This window comes from Streptomyces sp. NPDC054794, assembly GCF_053611585.1.
In genome coordinates, this window is the sequence record NZ_JBSHAQ010000051.1 from 1 (window position 1) to 15079 (window position 15079).

15 protein-coding genes are annotated in these 15079 nt (G+C 71.3%); 13 read left to right on the top strand and 2 right to left on the bottom strand.

The window, feature by feature from the left end:
- Positions 1-91: 91 nt before the first annotated feature.
- Positions 92-517 (bottom strand): D-aminoacyl-tRNA deacylase, encoded by a 426-nt coding sequence (gene dtd, locus ACWGKT_RS37625; RefSeq protein WP_235453549.1) that lies wholly within the window; start codon positions 515-517, stop codon positions 92-94.
- 158 nt (positions 518-675) lie between these two features.
- Here dtd and ACWGKT_RS37630 point away from each other — a divergent pair, with 158 nt between their 5' ends.
- The 3 genes from ACWGKT_RS37630 (at position 676) to ACWGKT_RS37640 (ending at position 3882) form a co-directional block, all read left to right on the top strand.
- Positions 676-1254, top strand: a complete 579-nt coding sequence (locus ACWGKT_RS37630) for an RsiG family protein (RefSeq protein WP_453277191.1) — start codon at positions 676-678, stop codon at positions 1252-1254.
- Positions 1255-1368: 114 nt separating this feature from the next.
- Positions 1369-2625: a GNAT family N-acetyltransferase gene (locus ACWGKT_RS37635; RefSeq protein ID WP_453277192.1), complete on the top strand. Its 1257-nt coding sequence runs from the start codon at positions 1369-1371 to the stop codon at positions 2623-2625.
- 339 nt (positions 2626-2964) lie between these two features.
- Complete coding sequence (locus tag ACWGKT_RS37640; protein WP_453277193.1) at positions 2965-3882, top strand: winged helix-turn-helix domain-containing protein; 918 nt, start codon at positions 2965-2967, stop codon at positions 3880-3882.
- Here the strand turns inward: ACWGKT_RS37640 and ACWGKT_RS37645 are convergent.
- A complete protein-coding gene (locus ACWGKT_RS37645) occupies positions 3877-4065 on the bottom strand; it encodes a hypothetical protein (protein ID WP_356148970.1) in 189 nt (62 codons plus the stop codon). The genes ACWGKT_RS37640 and ACWGKT_RS37645 overlap by 6 nt on opposite strands.
- A 150-nt stretch (positions 4066-4215) precedes the next feature.
- On the opposite strand from ACWGKT_RS37645, the gene ACWGKT_RS37650 reads away from it, so the two are divergent.
- The 10 genes from ACWGKT_RS37650 (at position 4216) to ACWGKT_RS37695 (ending at position 15003) form a co-directional block, all read left to right on the top strand.
- Positions 4216-5097 (top strand): winged helix-turn-helix domain-containing protein, encoded by an 882-nt coding sequence (locus ACWGKT_RS37650; RefSeq protein WP_453277194.1) that lies wholly within the window; start codon positions 4216-4218, stop codon positions 5095-5097.
- Between the two features lie 26 nt (positions 5098-5123).
- Positions 5124-5852: an HAD family hydrolase gene (locus tag ACWGKT_RS37655; protein WP_453277195.1), complete on the top strand. Its 729-nt coding sequence runs from the start codon at positions 5124-5126 to the stop codon at positions 5850-5852.
- 337 nt (positions 5853-6189) lie between these two features.
- A complete protein-coding gene (locus ACWGKT_RS37660) occupies positions 6190-7086 on the top strand; it encodes a winged helix-turn-helix domain-containing protein (protein ID WP_453277196.1) in 897 nt (298 codons plus the stop codon).
- Between the two features lie 309 nt (positions 7087-7395).
- Entirely contained in the window at positions 7396-9615 is a 2220-nt protein-coding gene (locus tag ACWGKT_RS37665) for a phosphotransferase family protein (RefSeq protein ID WP_453277197.1), read from the top strand.
- A 44-nt stretch (positions 9616-9659) separates the two neighbouring features.
- Positions 9660-10268, top strand: coding sequence for a TetR/AcrR family transcriptional regulator (locus ACWGKT_RS37670; protein ID WP_453277198.1), 609 nt, complete (start codon positions 9660-9662; stop codon positions 10266-10268).
- A gap of 68 nt (positions 10269-10336) precedes the next feature.
- A complete protein-coding gene (locus tag ACWGKT_RS37675; RefSeq protein ID WP_453277199.1) occupies positions 10337-12418 on the top strand; it encodes a HelD family protein in 2082 nt (693 codons plus the stop codon).
- 37 nt (positions 12419-12455) lie between these two features.
- On the top strand, positions 12456-13079 hold the full coding sequence (locus ACWGKT_RS37680) for an RraA family protein (protein ID WP_453277200.1): 624 nt from the start codon (positions 12456-12458) through the stop codon (positions 13077-13079).
- Between the two features lie 12 nt (positions 13080-13091).
- On the top strand, positions 13092-13655 hold the full coding sequence (locus tag ACWGKT_RS37685) for an HAD domain-containing protein (RefSeq protein WP_453277201.1): 564 nt from the start codon (positions 13092-13094) through the stop codon (positions 13653-13655).
- A 157-nt stretch (positions 13656-13812) separates the two neighbouring features.
- Positions 13813-14277: a helix-turn-helix domain-containing protein gene (locus tag ACWGKT_RS37690; protein WP_453277202.1), complete on the top strand. Its 465-nt coding sequence runs from the start codon at positions 13813-13815 to the stop codon at positions 14275-14277.
- Positions 14278-14355: 78 nt separating this feature from the next.
- A complete protein-coding gene (locus ACWGKT_RS37695) occupies positions 14356-15003 on the top strand; it encodes a hypothetical protein (protein WP_453277203.1) in 648 nt (215 codons plus the stop codon).
- Positions 15004-15079: the final 76 nt, after the last annotated feature.

A 15079-nucleotide genomic window follows, 5' to 3' on the forward strand; every position in this document is an offset into this window, starting at 1 on the left:
CCTCTCATCAGGCACTCCGGAGCTTTCGATGTTCACTCCGGCATAGAAACACAAGCCACAGAGTCACAACCAGCCACTTTCGACACACGCCCTAGACCTCGATCAGTACGGTGAACGGGCCGTCGTTCGTGAGGGAGACGCGCATCTGCGCGCCGAACCGGCCCGTCGCCACCGTCGCGCCCAGGGAGCGCAGCTGGGCGACCACCTCGTCGACCAGCGGCTCGGCCACGTCGCCGGGGGCGGCGGCGTTCCAGGTGGGGCGGCGGCCCTTGCGGGCGTCGCCGTAGAGCGTGAACTGGCTGATGACCAGGAGCGGGGCGGCGATGTCGCTGCACGACCTCTCGTCGTGCAGCATGCGGATGGACCACAGCTTGCGGGCGAGCTGGGCCGCCTTCTCCTTGGTGTCGTCGTGGGTGACCCCGACGAGGACGCACAGCCCCTCGCCCTCGATCGCCCCGACCGTCTCGCCGTCCACGACGACGCTCGCGCCGTCCACCCTCTGCACCACTGCACGCATGCGGACCATCATGCCGGGTGGTGCACTCTCGTTCGCAAGGGGCCTATTTTTGCTCCTTAACCCCCCATCTGGGGCCGTTCGGGGGCACTCAGTCACATAGCGGCCAGTTGGGGTGGCACGATGCTTCCGTACGCGGGTCGAGGGGACGGTTGAGGCACATGAGCACACCGAGTACCGGGCGGCTGGAGACCCACCGGCCGCCCGCGCAGCGCGGCGAGAGTCCGCTGCTGCCCGAGGATCCGCCCGAGCACGACCTGACCCTGCTCAGCCTGCCCGAACTGCGCACCCTGCGCCGGGACGCGCAGCGCGACGAGGCGGACCTCAGCTATGTGCGGCGGCTGCTGCAGGGGCGCATCGACATCCTGCGCGCGGAACTCGCGCGCCGCGGCCCGGCCTCCGTGCCCGCCCCCGGTGAGGCCCCGGTCGTGGACCGCCTCCCGGAGATCCTCACCGACGCCCCGGCCCGCCACCGCTCCGCCCGCCACGTCACCCTCGGCACGCCGTACAGCGAGGAGTACGAGCGGCTGGCCGCCGACATGCTCGCCGAGGTCGAGCTCTCCGACCTCGAAGCCCGCACGGACCTGGAACTGAACACCGCGATGGGCCGCCTCGTCCGTTACGAACAGCGGGTCTCCTCCCGCCGGCAGCACCTGCAGCGCACGACCGACGACTGCAGCGGGGAGATCACGCGCCGGTACCGGGACGGCGAGGCGCAGGTGGACGACCTGCTGATCTGAGGCGACGGGCCCGCGAGTGCGGGGGAGAGCCAGGGAGAGCGGGCGAGAACGGGCGAGAACCGAGGGCGGGAAAAACCGCGCGACACCGGTGCGCCTCACACCTACCGTGAGCCCATGAGCAGCTCCGCCGCAGACATCGACGTCCGTGCCATCACCGAGGCCGAGTTCTCCGACTGGAACCGTGCCCTGAACACCGGTTTTCTGCGGGAACCGGTCGTCGCGCAGGAGCAGTTGGAGGCCCGGCGGAACCAGTTCGTGCCCGGCCGTCTGCTCGGCGCCTTCGACGCCGGCCGGTGCGTGGCGACCTTTCGCTCCTTCGCGCAGGAGATCACGGCCGTGGGCGGCGCGACCGTCCCCGCGGACGCCGTCTCCAACGTCACCGTGACCGCCACCCACCGTCGTCGCGGCCTGCTCACCCGCATGATGAACCTGGACCTCGCGGCCGCGAAGGAGCGCGGGGACGTCGTCGCCACCCTGATCGCCGCCGAGTACCCGATCTACGGCCGCTACGGCTTCGGCGCGGCGACCTGGATGGCCGAGTGGACGATCGACGTCCCGCGCACCGGCCTCGACCCGCGTTGGTCGGGCCCGGACGACGGCGGCCGGATCGACCTGGTGGACGGCGAGGAGGTCCGGAAGATCGGCCCCGAGCTGCACGAGCGCGTCCGCCGCGCCCAGCCCGGCGCCGTCAGCCGCGACGAGCTGTGGTGGCGGTCGAGCACCGGTGCCGTACGGCTGTTCGGCGGCGAGTGGACCGAGCCGTTCTACGCGGTCTACCGTTCGGCGGCCGGCGAGGTCGAGGGCCTGGTGGCGTACAAGGCCGACGACCAGTGGAACGGCAAGCAACCGCAGCACACGGCCGAGGTGAAGTGGCTGCTCGGGGCGACCCCGGCGGCCGAGCGCGCCCTGTGGCACTACCTCTGCTCGATCGACTGGATCACCAAGGTCGAGAGCGGCTGGCGCGCGCCGGACGATCTGCTCCCGTTCTACCTGCCCGACCCGCGCGCGGCGAGCATCAGGACGCACGGGGACTGGCTGTGGGTGCGGATCCTGGATGTCGTACGGGCCCTTCAGGCGCGGACGTACGAGGGGACCGGCACGCTGGTGCTGGAGGTGACCGACCGGCAGGGCCTGGCCGGCGGCCGCTATCTGCTGGAGGCCTCGCCCGAGGGCGCGTCCTGCGCGCCGACCACCCGGAGCGCCGAACTCAGCCTGGACGTCGATGCGTTGGCGACGCTGTGGCTCGGTGACGAGTCGGCGAGACGGCTCGCGGCGCTGGGGCGGCTGGAGGAAGAGCGAAAGGGCGCCGCCCGAGTGGCCGACGCCCTGATGCGCACGTCCAGGCGACCGTGGTGCCCGGACATCTTCTGAGTGCTCCCTTCTCCCGACGGCCGTGCGGTCTCATCCGTAGCGAGCTGTGAAGTTGTGGCTGTGCGCTGCCGTTGTGAAGTTGTGGCTGTGCGGATGAAGTTGTGGCTGTGCTCTTGAGTTGTGGCTGTGCGTCCTGCGCTGCTGCGGTGCGGTACCGCGGTCGGCCGGCCCTCCGGGCTCCCGGCTCCCCTCCGGAAGGGAGCCCGGTGGGCCAACCACCGGGAAGTGTGACCATGTTGCTGAAGTTGGCGACCAACTTCAATGTACTTATCTCCACTTGGATGCGACTCATAACCACCTTCCCGTGAACTGCCACAAGATGGCGAGAAGTTGTAGTGTTTGTTCGTGGAGCCGGAACACGCCTCCGTCAATGGACGGAAGAGGTCACAGCGGCCACAGAAGTCACATCACGAGGTGGCCGACGAGCTGCGCACCCGGATCAGGTCCGGCCTGCTGCGGCCCGGCCAGCGCATGCCCACCCAGGCCGAACTGGCCGACGAGTTCGGGGTGGAGCGCGGAACGGTGCGCGAGGCGCTGCGCATCCTGCGGTCGGAGCACCTGCTCACCAACGTCACGCAGGGCAGCCCGGCCAAGGTCGCGGCGTATCCGGTCCCGAATGCGCCGCATGCCGGCCCCGAGGCCCCGCCGCAGCCCACCATGGTGGCGCTCGGGGCACGCACGGCCGCCGCCTTCGCGGCCCCGCACGTCGAGATCGACGCCCTGTGCCTGACCGCGGTCTCGCTCACGCTCGCGATGGGCGAACCGCTGCGCCAGATCCATGCCGGCCGACTGAAACCGGCCAAGGTCGACGTCCGCGTCCTGTTGCCCAGCCGCGACATCGACCTGGCCTTCCCGGCGCCGGTGGACGACGCCTCGGCCGTGGGTCTGCTGCACCGGCGCTGGCTGGCCCAGCGCAACGCCCAGGGCCAGGTGCTGCGGCACAACCTGCACGCCCTGCGTGCCACGCACGGCATAGACGTGCAGGTTTCCTTCCGTGCGCTGCCGTTCACGCCGCCGGTGAAGCTCTACCTGTTGAACGGCACGGAGGCGCTGTTCGCGTACTACACCCTGACCCGGCGCGAACGCGAGATCGACCACGAGCACCTGGAGATGTACGACGCCGAGGGCACGCGGTCGATGCTGTTCGCCTTCGAGCAGGGTGCGGGACTGCGGGACACGACGTTCGTGGAGCAGTCCCACCTCTGGTTCAACGCGCTGTGGGAGACGATCAGTACGGAACTCGTGCTGACGTCATAGGGCGGGCCCGGCGAGCAGGACGGCGAGGAGCACCGCCCCCGCGGAGCTGACGGCCGGGCTCTTGGCCTTGATGCCTATGGTGAGGAGCAGCAGGCCGACGATGCCGGTGGCGCCGTACTTCCACTGGACGAGCTGCTCGAAGCCGACGACGAAGACGGCGGAGATGAGAGCGAGGGCAGGCATGATGTATCCCCCTTCGGGCTGGTAAGGGAAGCAAAACTTCCGCCAACTCAACCAAGTTGGCAACCAACTCTGATTAAGTTGTCCCCACTTGGCAACCAGTCATAAACAACTTCCAAGCAACTCCCGTAAGATGGATCAAAGTTGTAGCGTTTGGTTGTGACTCAGGAGAACGTGGCAGTGGACGCCAGCAGAAGGCTCACGCCCCAGGAGATCGCCGACACCCTGCGGGAACGCATCCGCGTCGGCGACCTGAAGGCGGGGGACCGCCTGCCCACCCAGGCCGAGCTCGCCGAGGAGTTCGGTGTGGAGCGCGGCGCCGTCCGCCAGGCCCTGCGGTCGCTCCAGGAGGACGGCCTCCTCAGCAGCGTCAGCAGGGGCAGCCCGCCGCGGATCGCGGAACCCGCACCCTCCCACGACGAACCCCAGCCGACCATGGTCGGCCTGGCGCCCCGGCTCGCCGAGGCCTTCTCGGCCCCGCACGTGCGCATAGACGCGGCCTGCCTGACCGCGCAGAGCCTGATCCCGGCCCTGGGCGAGCCCCTCCGGCTGATCCACGAGGGCCGCATCCGCCCGGAGCGGATCGACGTCCGCATCCTGCTGCCGTCCCGGGACATCAACCTCGCCTTCCCGGTCCCGGTCGAGGGGCGCGGCGACGACGACCCGGTCCACCACCGCTGGCTGGCGATGCGCAACGCCCAGGGGCAGGTCCTCCAGTACAACCTGCAGGCCCTGCGCTCCACGCACGACATCGACGTGCACGTCACCTTCCGCGCGCTGCCGTTCACCCCGCCGGCCAAGCTGTACCTGCTCAACGGCAGGGAGGCGCTGTTCGCGTACTACATGATCACCCGCCGCGAGGAGGCGACCGACAGCGGAACGCTGGACATGTACGACGCGGTCGGCTCCGAGTCCCTGCTCTTCTCCTTCGAGAAGCGGGCCGGGCAGCGGGACGCGGCGTTCGTGGAGCAATCGCAGAAGTGGTTCGACGCCCTCTGGGAAACCATCACCACGGACCTGACACTCTCCATGTGACTTCTGATACGACGCAGACTGATCCGGTGTCGACCGAACCGGCGACGGGAGAGACAGCGAACGAGATCGAGAAGCTCCGGGAACTGATCAAGCGTGCCCGGGTCGTCCTCTGGGACTTCGACGGGCCGATCTGCCGCCTGTTCGCCGGGCACAAGGCGGAACACGTGGCCGGGGACCTGGTGGAGTGGCTGGAGGGGCGCGGGCTGCACGGTCTCCTCACCGAGACCGAGCGGGAGTCGCTGGACCCGCACATCGTGCTGCGCGCCGTCGACCGCAGACACCCGGGCAGCGATCTCGTCGCGGAGCTGGAGGAACGTCTCACCCAGGAGGAGCTGCGGGCCGCGTCCTCCGCGATGCCCACCGCCTACGCCGACCCGGTGATCCGCACCTGGACGGCGGTCGGCTCCCGGCTGGCCATCGCGACCAACAACTCTCCCCGGGTGGTCCGTTCCTACCTCGACACCCGCGGCCTGACCGAGTGCTTCGCCCCCCACATCTACGGCCGCACTCAGGACCTGCACCGTCTCAAGCCCGACCCGCACTGCCTCAACCGCGCCCTGAGCGCGATGGGCGCGGCCCCCGGCGCCGCCCTGATGATCGGCGACTCCCCCTCCGACCTCGACGCGGCCGTGCGGGCCGGCGTCCCGTTCCTCGGCTACGCGCGTAACGAACAGAAGGCAAAGCTCTTGCGGGCGGCCGGAGCCGGGTACGTCGTGGGGTCACTGGAGCCTTTGCTGGGGTTGCTCCGGCGGTGACGCCCGGGGCGGCGGCCGTCCGGCCGACCCGCCCCCGGGACCGCCCGGCGCGCCTGCGGAGCCAGGCCGTCAGGGACACGAGCACCCCGACGGTCCAGCAGGCCAGTTGGCTGAGATCGTCGATCTGCACGGTGACCCCGAATACCTGCACGGTCATGGTTCCACCCCCTCATTCCGCATCAGGTCAGCCAACCCTTCAAGCGCCGGAGTTGACTGGCAAGTTGACTGCTTGGGGGAAGGTGCCCCGTCAACGTGATCCAGTAACCGGGGAGTTGACTTGGCTGGTTGCCTGACCGGAAGTTGTTTGCCGGAGGGTGGGAGGAGGTACGTACGACCTGTGACGGAGCGCAGGAAGGACGAGGGCGGCGGCAGCGAGTTCCGGCGCGTGTCGCAGGAGCTGCGGGTGCGGATGGCCGACGGCGGCTATCCGCTGCGCTCGTTCCTGCCGTCGCAGAACGCGCTCGCCGAGGAGTTCGGCGTCTCGCGGGACACCGTCCAGCGGGTGCTGCGGGAGCTGCGCAGCGAGGGATGGATCGAGTCCCGGCAGGGACAGGGGTCGCGGGTCGTCCGGAGCCAGCGCATCCAGTCCTCGGCGCCCCGGGCCACCAGGTCGCGGCACCCGATGACGCTGGGTCCGCTGATCGGCGAGGCCTTCGAGCAGCCCGAAGTGACGCTGGACATCTACACGTTGACCTCGGAGAGCCTGGACGCGCACATCCGCGTCCAGGCGGAGCGCATCCGGGCCGGCGCGATCTCCCCCGAGCGCATCGCCCTGCGCATGGTGCTCCCCTCCGAGCAGTTGGAGCTGCCCTACCCCCGGGCCAAGGGCGACGGCGCCGACGCCCGCCCACGGGCCCGCCTGCGCGCCCTCACCGACCGGCACACCGCGTCCCTGAAGATGGTCCTGGGCCAGCTCCGCACCGAGAAGCTCGTCGAGAACGTCCAACTCCAAGTCCGCCACGCCCCGTTGGCCCCGGCCTTCAAGCTCTACGTCATCAACACCGCCGAGGTCCTCCACGGCCCCTACATCCCGATCGAACGCCCCCTGATGCTGGATGACGGCGAGGAGATCGAGGCCGTCGACGTCCTCGGCCTGGGCGCCACCCTGACCCACCACGTCCGCGACCACCACCCGGACTCCCCGGGCTCGGTCTTCGTGGACAGCATGACGGCCTGGTTCGAGGCGGTCTGGAACCTCCTGACGGAGGAGGCGCAGGCAGCGCAGGAGGCGTAGTGGGGCGCGTGATCGCCGCCTCTGGCTCTGTTGGGCTACGGCGTCCCGGGGCCGCGCCACGCTGGCGCCATCCGTGCCTGGTTCCGCTCGGCCCGCTGTGCGTTAGCATGCGGGATCGGCTGAGCAACCGCTCGGATTTGTGCGTAAGGGATGGCCACAGGGCCAGTCTCGTCCGGCCAGGCTACAGATGAGTGACAGACCACCCGTTGAGCTCACTCGAATGTGACTCTGGTCGTGTGGTCTATCAGTTGGACCTAGCCTTTTCCTACCCTTCCCCCCTTCCGCCTGATCGAATCCCCGGAGCGGCCAGTGGGCGCACCGCCTGTCCCCCTCGTGAACGGGGGACGCGCCGGCAGAGTCCGGCCGCGTGCCGTGTACAAGGCGTTCCTGGGTCGCGCGGAGGAACGGGGGCAGGCGAGCGAGGGCTTCCACAACCAGAACTACGTGCTGCCCCTGACCGAGACGGTGGCGCGGCTGGTCGGCCTGGAGCCCGGGGCCCCGGTGACCGTACGGGTCCGCAAGACCGACGCGCTGCCGGTGGTGATCAGGACCTGGCAGAACGAGGCGCAGATCCTGCGGGCCATCAAGGGCGTACTGCCCAACGTCCCGCGGTGCCTGGTCGAGCAGGACGGTTTCGCCATCCACAGCTATGTGGAAGGCGTCCCGCTCTCCAGCGTCTGCGCCGACGGCAAACCGGTCGACGGCCTGCTCGTGAAGGCGCTGGCGGGCCTGCTCGCCGAGACGGCCCCGGTCCGCGGCAGCTCGCTGCCGCCGCTGCCGTCGGTCTGGCCCAGGAACCACACCGACAGCCAGGCCTTCCTGCGAACGCTCGCCCATCTGGCCGACACCCAGATCCGCCAGCCCAACTGGCCCTACTTCGGCGGTCTGTTCGCGGCCCTCGGCATCCCCGAGGACGCGCTGGTCCGGCTGGCCGAACGCGTGCCCTCCATGGCCCGCCGCCCCTACAGCCTGCTCCACGCCGACCTGCACCGCGACAATGTGATCATTTCGTACGACGGCACCCCGCCCCTGTTCTGCGTCGACTGGGAGCTGGCCACCTACGGCGACCCCCTGCACGACCTCGCCACCCACCTCGTCCGGATGCGGTATCCCGCCCACCAGTTCGACGAGGTCGTCGAGGCCTGGGCCGAGGCCATGCGGGCGGTCCGCCCGGCGGCGGTGAACGGCGTGGCCAAGGACCTGCGCCACTACCTCGCCTTCGAGCGGGCGCAGTCCGTCTACCCCGATGTCATGCGGGCCGCGAAGTCCCTGCAGGACTCCTTCGACCAGAAGAGCCTGGACGAGGCGACGGCGGCGGTGCGCCGCGCGCTGGAGGCGGGCGCGGAGCCGCTGCGACTCAGACAGGTGCCGGGCGAGCGCGAGATCGAGCGGATCCTGTTCCGCTGGCGTGCGTCCGCCCGGGCCGGCGGCCGGTGCGGCACGATGGCCCGGGCCATCGACTGGAAGCCGGACGACCGCGTCCCGGAGCATTCCGACTTCCCCCACTCCGCCGTCTGCGACGCCCTGTACCTGGAGGGCGCGGCCCCGGCCAGTCGGGTCTTCAAGGGCACCGCGCACCTCAACTCGGTGATCTGGGTGCCGGGCACCTCGTTCCCCGTCGTGGTCCGGCGCAAAGAGGCGAACGTCTGCCGCCGCGAGCGCAGCTTTCTGAGTGAGCACGCCGTGCTGCGGGCGATCGAGGAGGCACGGGTGGCGGTGGCCGCGCCCCGCGTCCTGGCGCTGGGCGAGAGCCACTCCAAGGGCCTCTTCGACATCCGGACCTACCGGAGCGACGGATTCGCCATCCACACCTACGAGGGCCCCCGCGACACCGGCCAGAAGCCCAACCACCCCGTCCACGGCCTGCTCCCGCACGAGGCCGACGGGCTCGTCGACCAGCTTGCCGCTCTGACGCGGGTGGACTACGTCCTCGTCGACCCGGTCGCCGGCGACCTCGGGTTCTACGGCTGGCTCAGTGATCAGCTCGTCGCGCTGGTCGGCACCCTGCCCAAGGAGTCCCAGCAGCTGGCCCGCTTCCTCGGCCTGCCCGACGCCTCCCGGCTGCGCGAGATCCTCTCCCGGCACGAGGTGAGCCGGCGCGCGCCGGCCCTGCTGCACGGGGACCTCAACCCGTGGAACCTGGTGCGCCGCGACGACGCCCTCGCGCTGACCCTGATCGACTGGGAGATGGCGCTGGTCGGCGACCCCCTCTACGACCTGGTCCGGCACATGCACCTGACCCCCACTCGCCCGGAGATCCGCGACCGCATGTTCTCCCGCTGGGAGCGCCGGCTGTCCGAGGAGTTCACCCGGAACTGGCGCGAGGACTGGCGGGTCTACCGGTGGATCGAGATCGTCCGCTCGGCGTACGTCGACCTGGACCGGCTGGTCACCGGCGCCGGCCTGGACGCGCCCAACGTCCGCCGGGCCGTGGACTCGTACGCGATGACCCTGGCGGCCGCCACCGGCTCCCTCGGTCTGTCGGTGCGGCGGAAGGCGAACCCGTACCTGGCCCGCGCGCTGGCCTAGCGCCGACGCCGCGTGCGCCGCGCCGCACTGCGTACGCTCGGCGTATGGCTGAGGAGATCGGGCTGCGGGAGCGCAAGAAGCAGCGGATGTACCAGGACGTGTCGGACATCGCGGTAGGGCTGTTCCTGGAGAAGGGGTTCGACGCGGTGTCCGTGGCGGAGATCGCCGCCGCGGCCGGGATCTCCAAGCCGACGCTCTTCCGGTACTTCCCGGCGAAGGAGGACCTCGTCCTGCACCGGATCGCCGACCACCGCGAGGAGGCCGCGCGGATCGTCGTGGGCGCGGACTCGCCGCTCGGCGCGCTGCGCCGCCACTTCCTCGACGGGCTCGACCGGTACGACCCGGTCACCGGGCTCAACGACGATCCCCGTGTGCTCGCCTACCACTCCCTCCTCTACGGCACTCCGTCCCTGGTCGCGCGGGTGTACGAGTACCTGCGGCGGTCGGAGGCCGCGCTGGCGGAGGAGCTCGGCGGCGGCCTGGACGCGCGGCTCGCCGCCGGGCAGATCGTCGCCGTACGACGTGTCCTCGCGGAGGAGAACTGGCGGCGGATCGCCGCCGGGGAGCCGGCGGCTCAGGTGCGGGCCGATGCGGTGGCCGCCGCCGAGCGGGCCTTCGAGTGGCTGGCGGCGGGGCTGCCCTGGCTCGCGTGAGTCGATGCTCACACACGGAGACTCGGTAAAAAATGTAACCCGGTCACGAATTTCGGTACCGTGGGTCCATGACGTCGACCCACCCGCGCCTCCAGGACCCCCATCACCCGGAACCGAGCCACGGACTGCGCGACGAACTCGACTTCGAGCGCGCCTATCACGACACCTGCCGCACCACCCTCGCCGCCATGGTCGACGGCGCCGCCGAACAGGTCGTCATCGGTGAGGACGTCTCCGCCTCCGGTGCCGACGCCGAGGTCCTCGGGTACCAGTTGCGCAGCCGGGCCAAGTCGCTGAGCGAACTGCCCGAGGGTCCGCTGTTCTTCGGGCGACTCGACTTCGACGACGACGGCCAGGCACTGCACATCGGCCGGCTCCGGATCAGCGAGCACCCGGCCGCCCCGCCCCTGGTCGTCGACTGGCGCGCCCCCGTCTCCCGCGCCTTCTACCAGGCCGGCCCCCGCGACCGGCAGGGCGTCGCGGTGCGGCGCCGCTTCGGCTGGGCACCCGGCAGCCGCGGCGACCGTGCCGACCTGACCGGCCTGGAGGACGAACACCTGGGCAGCGGCGAGACCGGGACGAGCGACATCGTCGCCCGCGAGATCGAGCGGCCCCGCCTGGGCCCCATGCGGGACATCGCCGCGACCATCCAGCCCGAGCAGGACGACCTGGTACGCGGCGACCTCGCCGAGTCCCTGTGCGTCCAGGGCGCTCCGGGCACCGGCAAGACCGCCGTCGGCCTGCACCGCGCCGCCTACCTGCTCTACACCTACCCGCAGCGCGTCCAGCGCGCCGGACTGCTCATCCTCGGCCCGAACCCCACCTTCCTCTCGTACATCTCCGAGGTGCTGCCCTCCCTCGGCGAGACCGGCGTACGGCAGGCCACCCTCCACGACGAGATCGCCCGCCACCCGGTGACCGGTGCCGACACCGAGAGGGCCGCCGCCCTCAAACATGACGCCCGCATGGCCGAGGTGCTGCGCCGGGCGCTGTACGCGCGGGTGTCGGCCGAGGGCACCGACTCCCTGGCCGTGCCGGACGGTTCGTACCAGTGGCGCGTTCCGGCCACCGAGCTGGCCCGGATCGTGGCGGAGGTACGGGACGAACTGCCGCCGTACGCCGTCGGCCGCGAGCGGGTGCGCATGCGGGCGGTGGGCTCCGTCCTCGCCCGGGCCGAGCGGCGGGCCGGGCCCCAGCCGCGGGCCTGGGTGCGCGGGATCGAGCGGGCGCGGGCGCTGAGCGCCTGGGTCGAGGCCGTCTGGCCGAAGGTCAGGCCGGAGGAGGTCGTCGCCGAGCTCCTCACCGACCCGCAGGCGCTGGCACGGGCGGCGGAGGGGCTCCTGGACGCCGAGGAGCAGGGGGCGCTCCGGTGGGCCCGGCCGCCGCGCTCGTACAAGTCCGCGCGCTGGTCGGCCGCCGATCTCGTCCTGCTCGACGAGGTCGCCGGGCTGATCGAACACCCCGAGGGATACGGCCACATCGTCGTCGACGAGGCACAGGACCTCTCCCCGATGGAGTGCCGGGCCATCGCGCGGCGGGCCCCCTTCGGCTCGCTGACCGTGCTCGGCGACCTGGCGCAGGGCACATCGCCGTGGGCGGCGCGCTCCTGGGAGGTACTCCTGGCGCACCTGGGCAAGCCGCGGGCGGCGGTGGTACCGCTGACCACGGGCTTCCGGGTGCCGACGGCGATCGTCGAGCTGGCCAACCGGTTGCTGGAGCGCCTGGACGTCGACCTGCCGGCGGCCCGGTCCCTGCGCGGGGACGGCGAGCTGCGCCTGCGACCGACCGACGACGTCCTCGGCACGACCGTCACCGCCGTACGGGACGCGCTCACCCGGGACGGCTCCGTCGGCATCGTCGCCGCGGACGCGGAGGTGGACCGGGTGCGCGAGGCGCTCGCGGCGGCCGGCATCCGGGCGGCGGCACCGGAGGAGCTGGGCGCGCGGGTGACGGTGGTGCCCGCGACCCTCGTCAAGGGCCTGGAGTACGACCATGTGGTGGCCGTCGAACCGGCCGCCGTCGCGGAGGCGGAACCGCGCGGACTGCACCGGCTGTACGTGGTGCTGACCCGGGCGGTCTCCCGGCTGGACGTGGTGCACGGACGGCCGTTGCCGTTCCCGGCGGGCGGCGGGACTCCGGGGAGCGGGTGACGGGACTCGGGGGACAGAGGGGCGTTGGCGTCCCCTCATGACCGACGTCACCGACTTCCAGGGCATCCCCACGCCCACCCTCGCCGATCTCCTGGGCCGCGGTCAGGTCATGGACATCGGGATACGGCCGCTGTGGGATCCGGTCCCGCGCATCGCCGGGCCGGCGTTCACCATCAACTGCCTTCCCGGCGACAACCTCATGCTGCACGCGGCGATCCACCGCGCGGCGCCCGGCTCGGTGATCGCCGTGGAGTCGGGGGACCTGGACCACGCGCTGGCCGGCGGAAACGTCTGCGCGGTGGCGCGGCGGCGCGGCATCGCGGGGTTCGTCGCCGACGGACTGATCCGCGACCTGGCCGAGGTGCGGGAGATGCGCTTCCCGGTGTTCGCGCGCGGCGTCATCCCGATCCCGGGCGACAAGAAGGCCGTACGACCGCTGAACGAGCGGGTGCGGTGCGGCGGTGTGCGGGTCGGTGCCGGGGACGTGGTGGCGGCCGACGAAGAGGGCGTCGTGGTCGTACCGGACCTGCGCCGGGCCGAGGTGCTCGCCGACGCGCGGGCCCGGCTCGCCGAGGAGGCCGCGGAGACCCTCGACGTGTGGGAGGCGAAGCACCGGGCGCGGATCGACATGATCCTCGCCGGGAACGGCTTCCTTGGCTGATCATGGGTGGTGATGCCCGAAATACCCCTCTTCCTCGACATCGACGGGACGCTGCTCCCGTTCGGGGGGCCCGGCCCCTACCCCGAGTACGAGCCGGCCCCGGCCCCTGCCCTGCGGTGGCGGGGCGGCGTCGGTCCCGACTGCCGACTGCGCGTGGTCCCGTCGGAGGCCGCCGCCCACCCCCTGCTGGCCCGGATCGACCCCGCGCTCGGCGCGCGGCTGGCGACGCTGGGCTGCGAGCTGGTGTGGGCCACCACCTGGATGGACGACGCGAACAGCTGCGTCTCGCCCTGGCTCGGCCTGCCCGAACTTCCGGTCGTCGACTGGCCGGACGAGGCCGAGCCGCTGTCCGCGCTGCACTGGAAGACCCGGCCGCTGGTCGACTGGGCGGCCGGCCGCCCGTTCATCTGGCTGGACGACGAGATCACCGAGGCCGACCGCGACTGGGTCGCCGCCCACCACCGGGAACCGGCCCTCCTGCACCGCGTCCACCACCACCACGGCCTCACGGACGCTGACTTCTCCACCCTCCGGGAGTGGCTGCACACGCATCGGAGCGCCACCACGGGCCTGTAACGGGGCGGGCGACGACCGCGTGGCGTCGCGTGGCACCGGGCCTGCGCGGGTGCGCCGAGAACCAGCCGTTCACGCCGATGGCCGCGCAGAAGTGGCGCGGCACACTTTTGCAAGCAGGTGCTTGCAATTGTTAGCGCGACTGGGGCAAGGTGGGGGCATGGCATCGCTCAACGTCGGCAATCTCGGTGAGTACCTGCGCGAACAGCGGCGCACTGCGCAACTGTCGCTCAGGCAGCTGGCCGATGCCGCCGGGGTGTCCAATCCGTACCTGAGCCAGATCGAGCGCGGGCTGCGCAAGCCGAGCGCGGAGGTGCTGCAGCAGGTCGCCAAGGCCCTGCGGATCTCCGCCGAGACGCTGTACGTCCGCGCCGGCATCCTTGACGCCGAGCGGGACCTGGACGAGGTGGAGACGCGCGCCGTCATCCTCGCCGATCCCACGCTCAACGAGCGGCAGAAGCAGGTGCTGCTGCAGATCTACGAGTCCTTCCGCAAGGAGAACGGATTCGCAGGCGTCGCGGACGACGACGGTGTGGAGGAGACCCGGCCCCACGACGACACCACCGTGCGCGGCACCCGCACGGCCGACGTGAGCGAAGCCGATCCGCAGCAGGCGGCCGGCTGAGCCGGACCAGGGCACCGGCCGCCCTGCCGCGGACCAAACGAACCCTCAGCCGAATGTGAATCCGGGAGGACCCTCACCATGGCCATCACCGACGATCTGCGCAAGACCCTCAGCGACCCGACTCCGCTCTACTTCGCCGCCGGCACCGCCGACCTGGCCTTCCAGCAGGCCAAGAAGGTGCCCGGCCTGGTCGAGCAGCTGCGCGCCGAGGCCCCGGCCCGCATCGAGGCCGTGCGCAACACGGACCCCAAGGCCGTGCAGGAGAAGGCCGCCGCCCGTGCCAAGGAGGCCGGTGCCAAGGCCAAGGAGGCCCAGGAGACGATCCAGGCCAAGGTGAACGAGTTCTTCGGCACCCTCGACGGTGACCTGAAGAAGCTCGGCACCACGATCGACGCGGACCTGAAGAAGCTCGGCGAGTCCGCCCAGGACCTCGCCCTGCGCGGCGTCGGCGTCGCCGCCGAGTACGCCGTCAAGGCCCGCGAGACCTACGAGAAGGTCGCCGAGCACGGCGAGCAGGCCGTCCGCTCCTGGCGCGGCGAGGCCGCCGAGGAGATCGAGGACCTGGCCATCGCGGTCGAACCGAAGAGCGAGCCGGCCGCGCTCAAGGAGGAGCCGAAGCCCGCCGAGGCCAAGGCCGAGGCCGCCCCGGCGAAGAAGCCCGTGGCCAAGAAGGCGCCGGCCGCCCGCAAGGCTCCGGCCAAGAAGTCGACGCCGCCCGGCAAGTAGGCGGCACCGCGCACACGGGCCGGGCACCCTTGGGGTGTCCGGCCCGTTGTACGGGTACGGTGACCGCGTAGGTGTC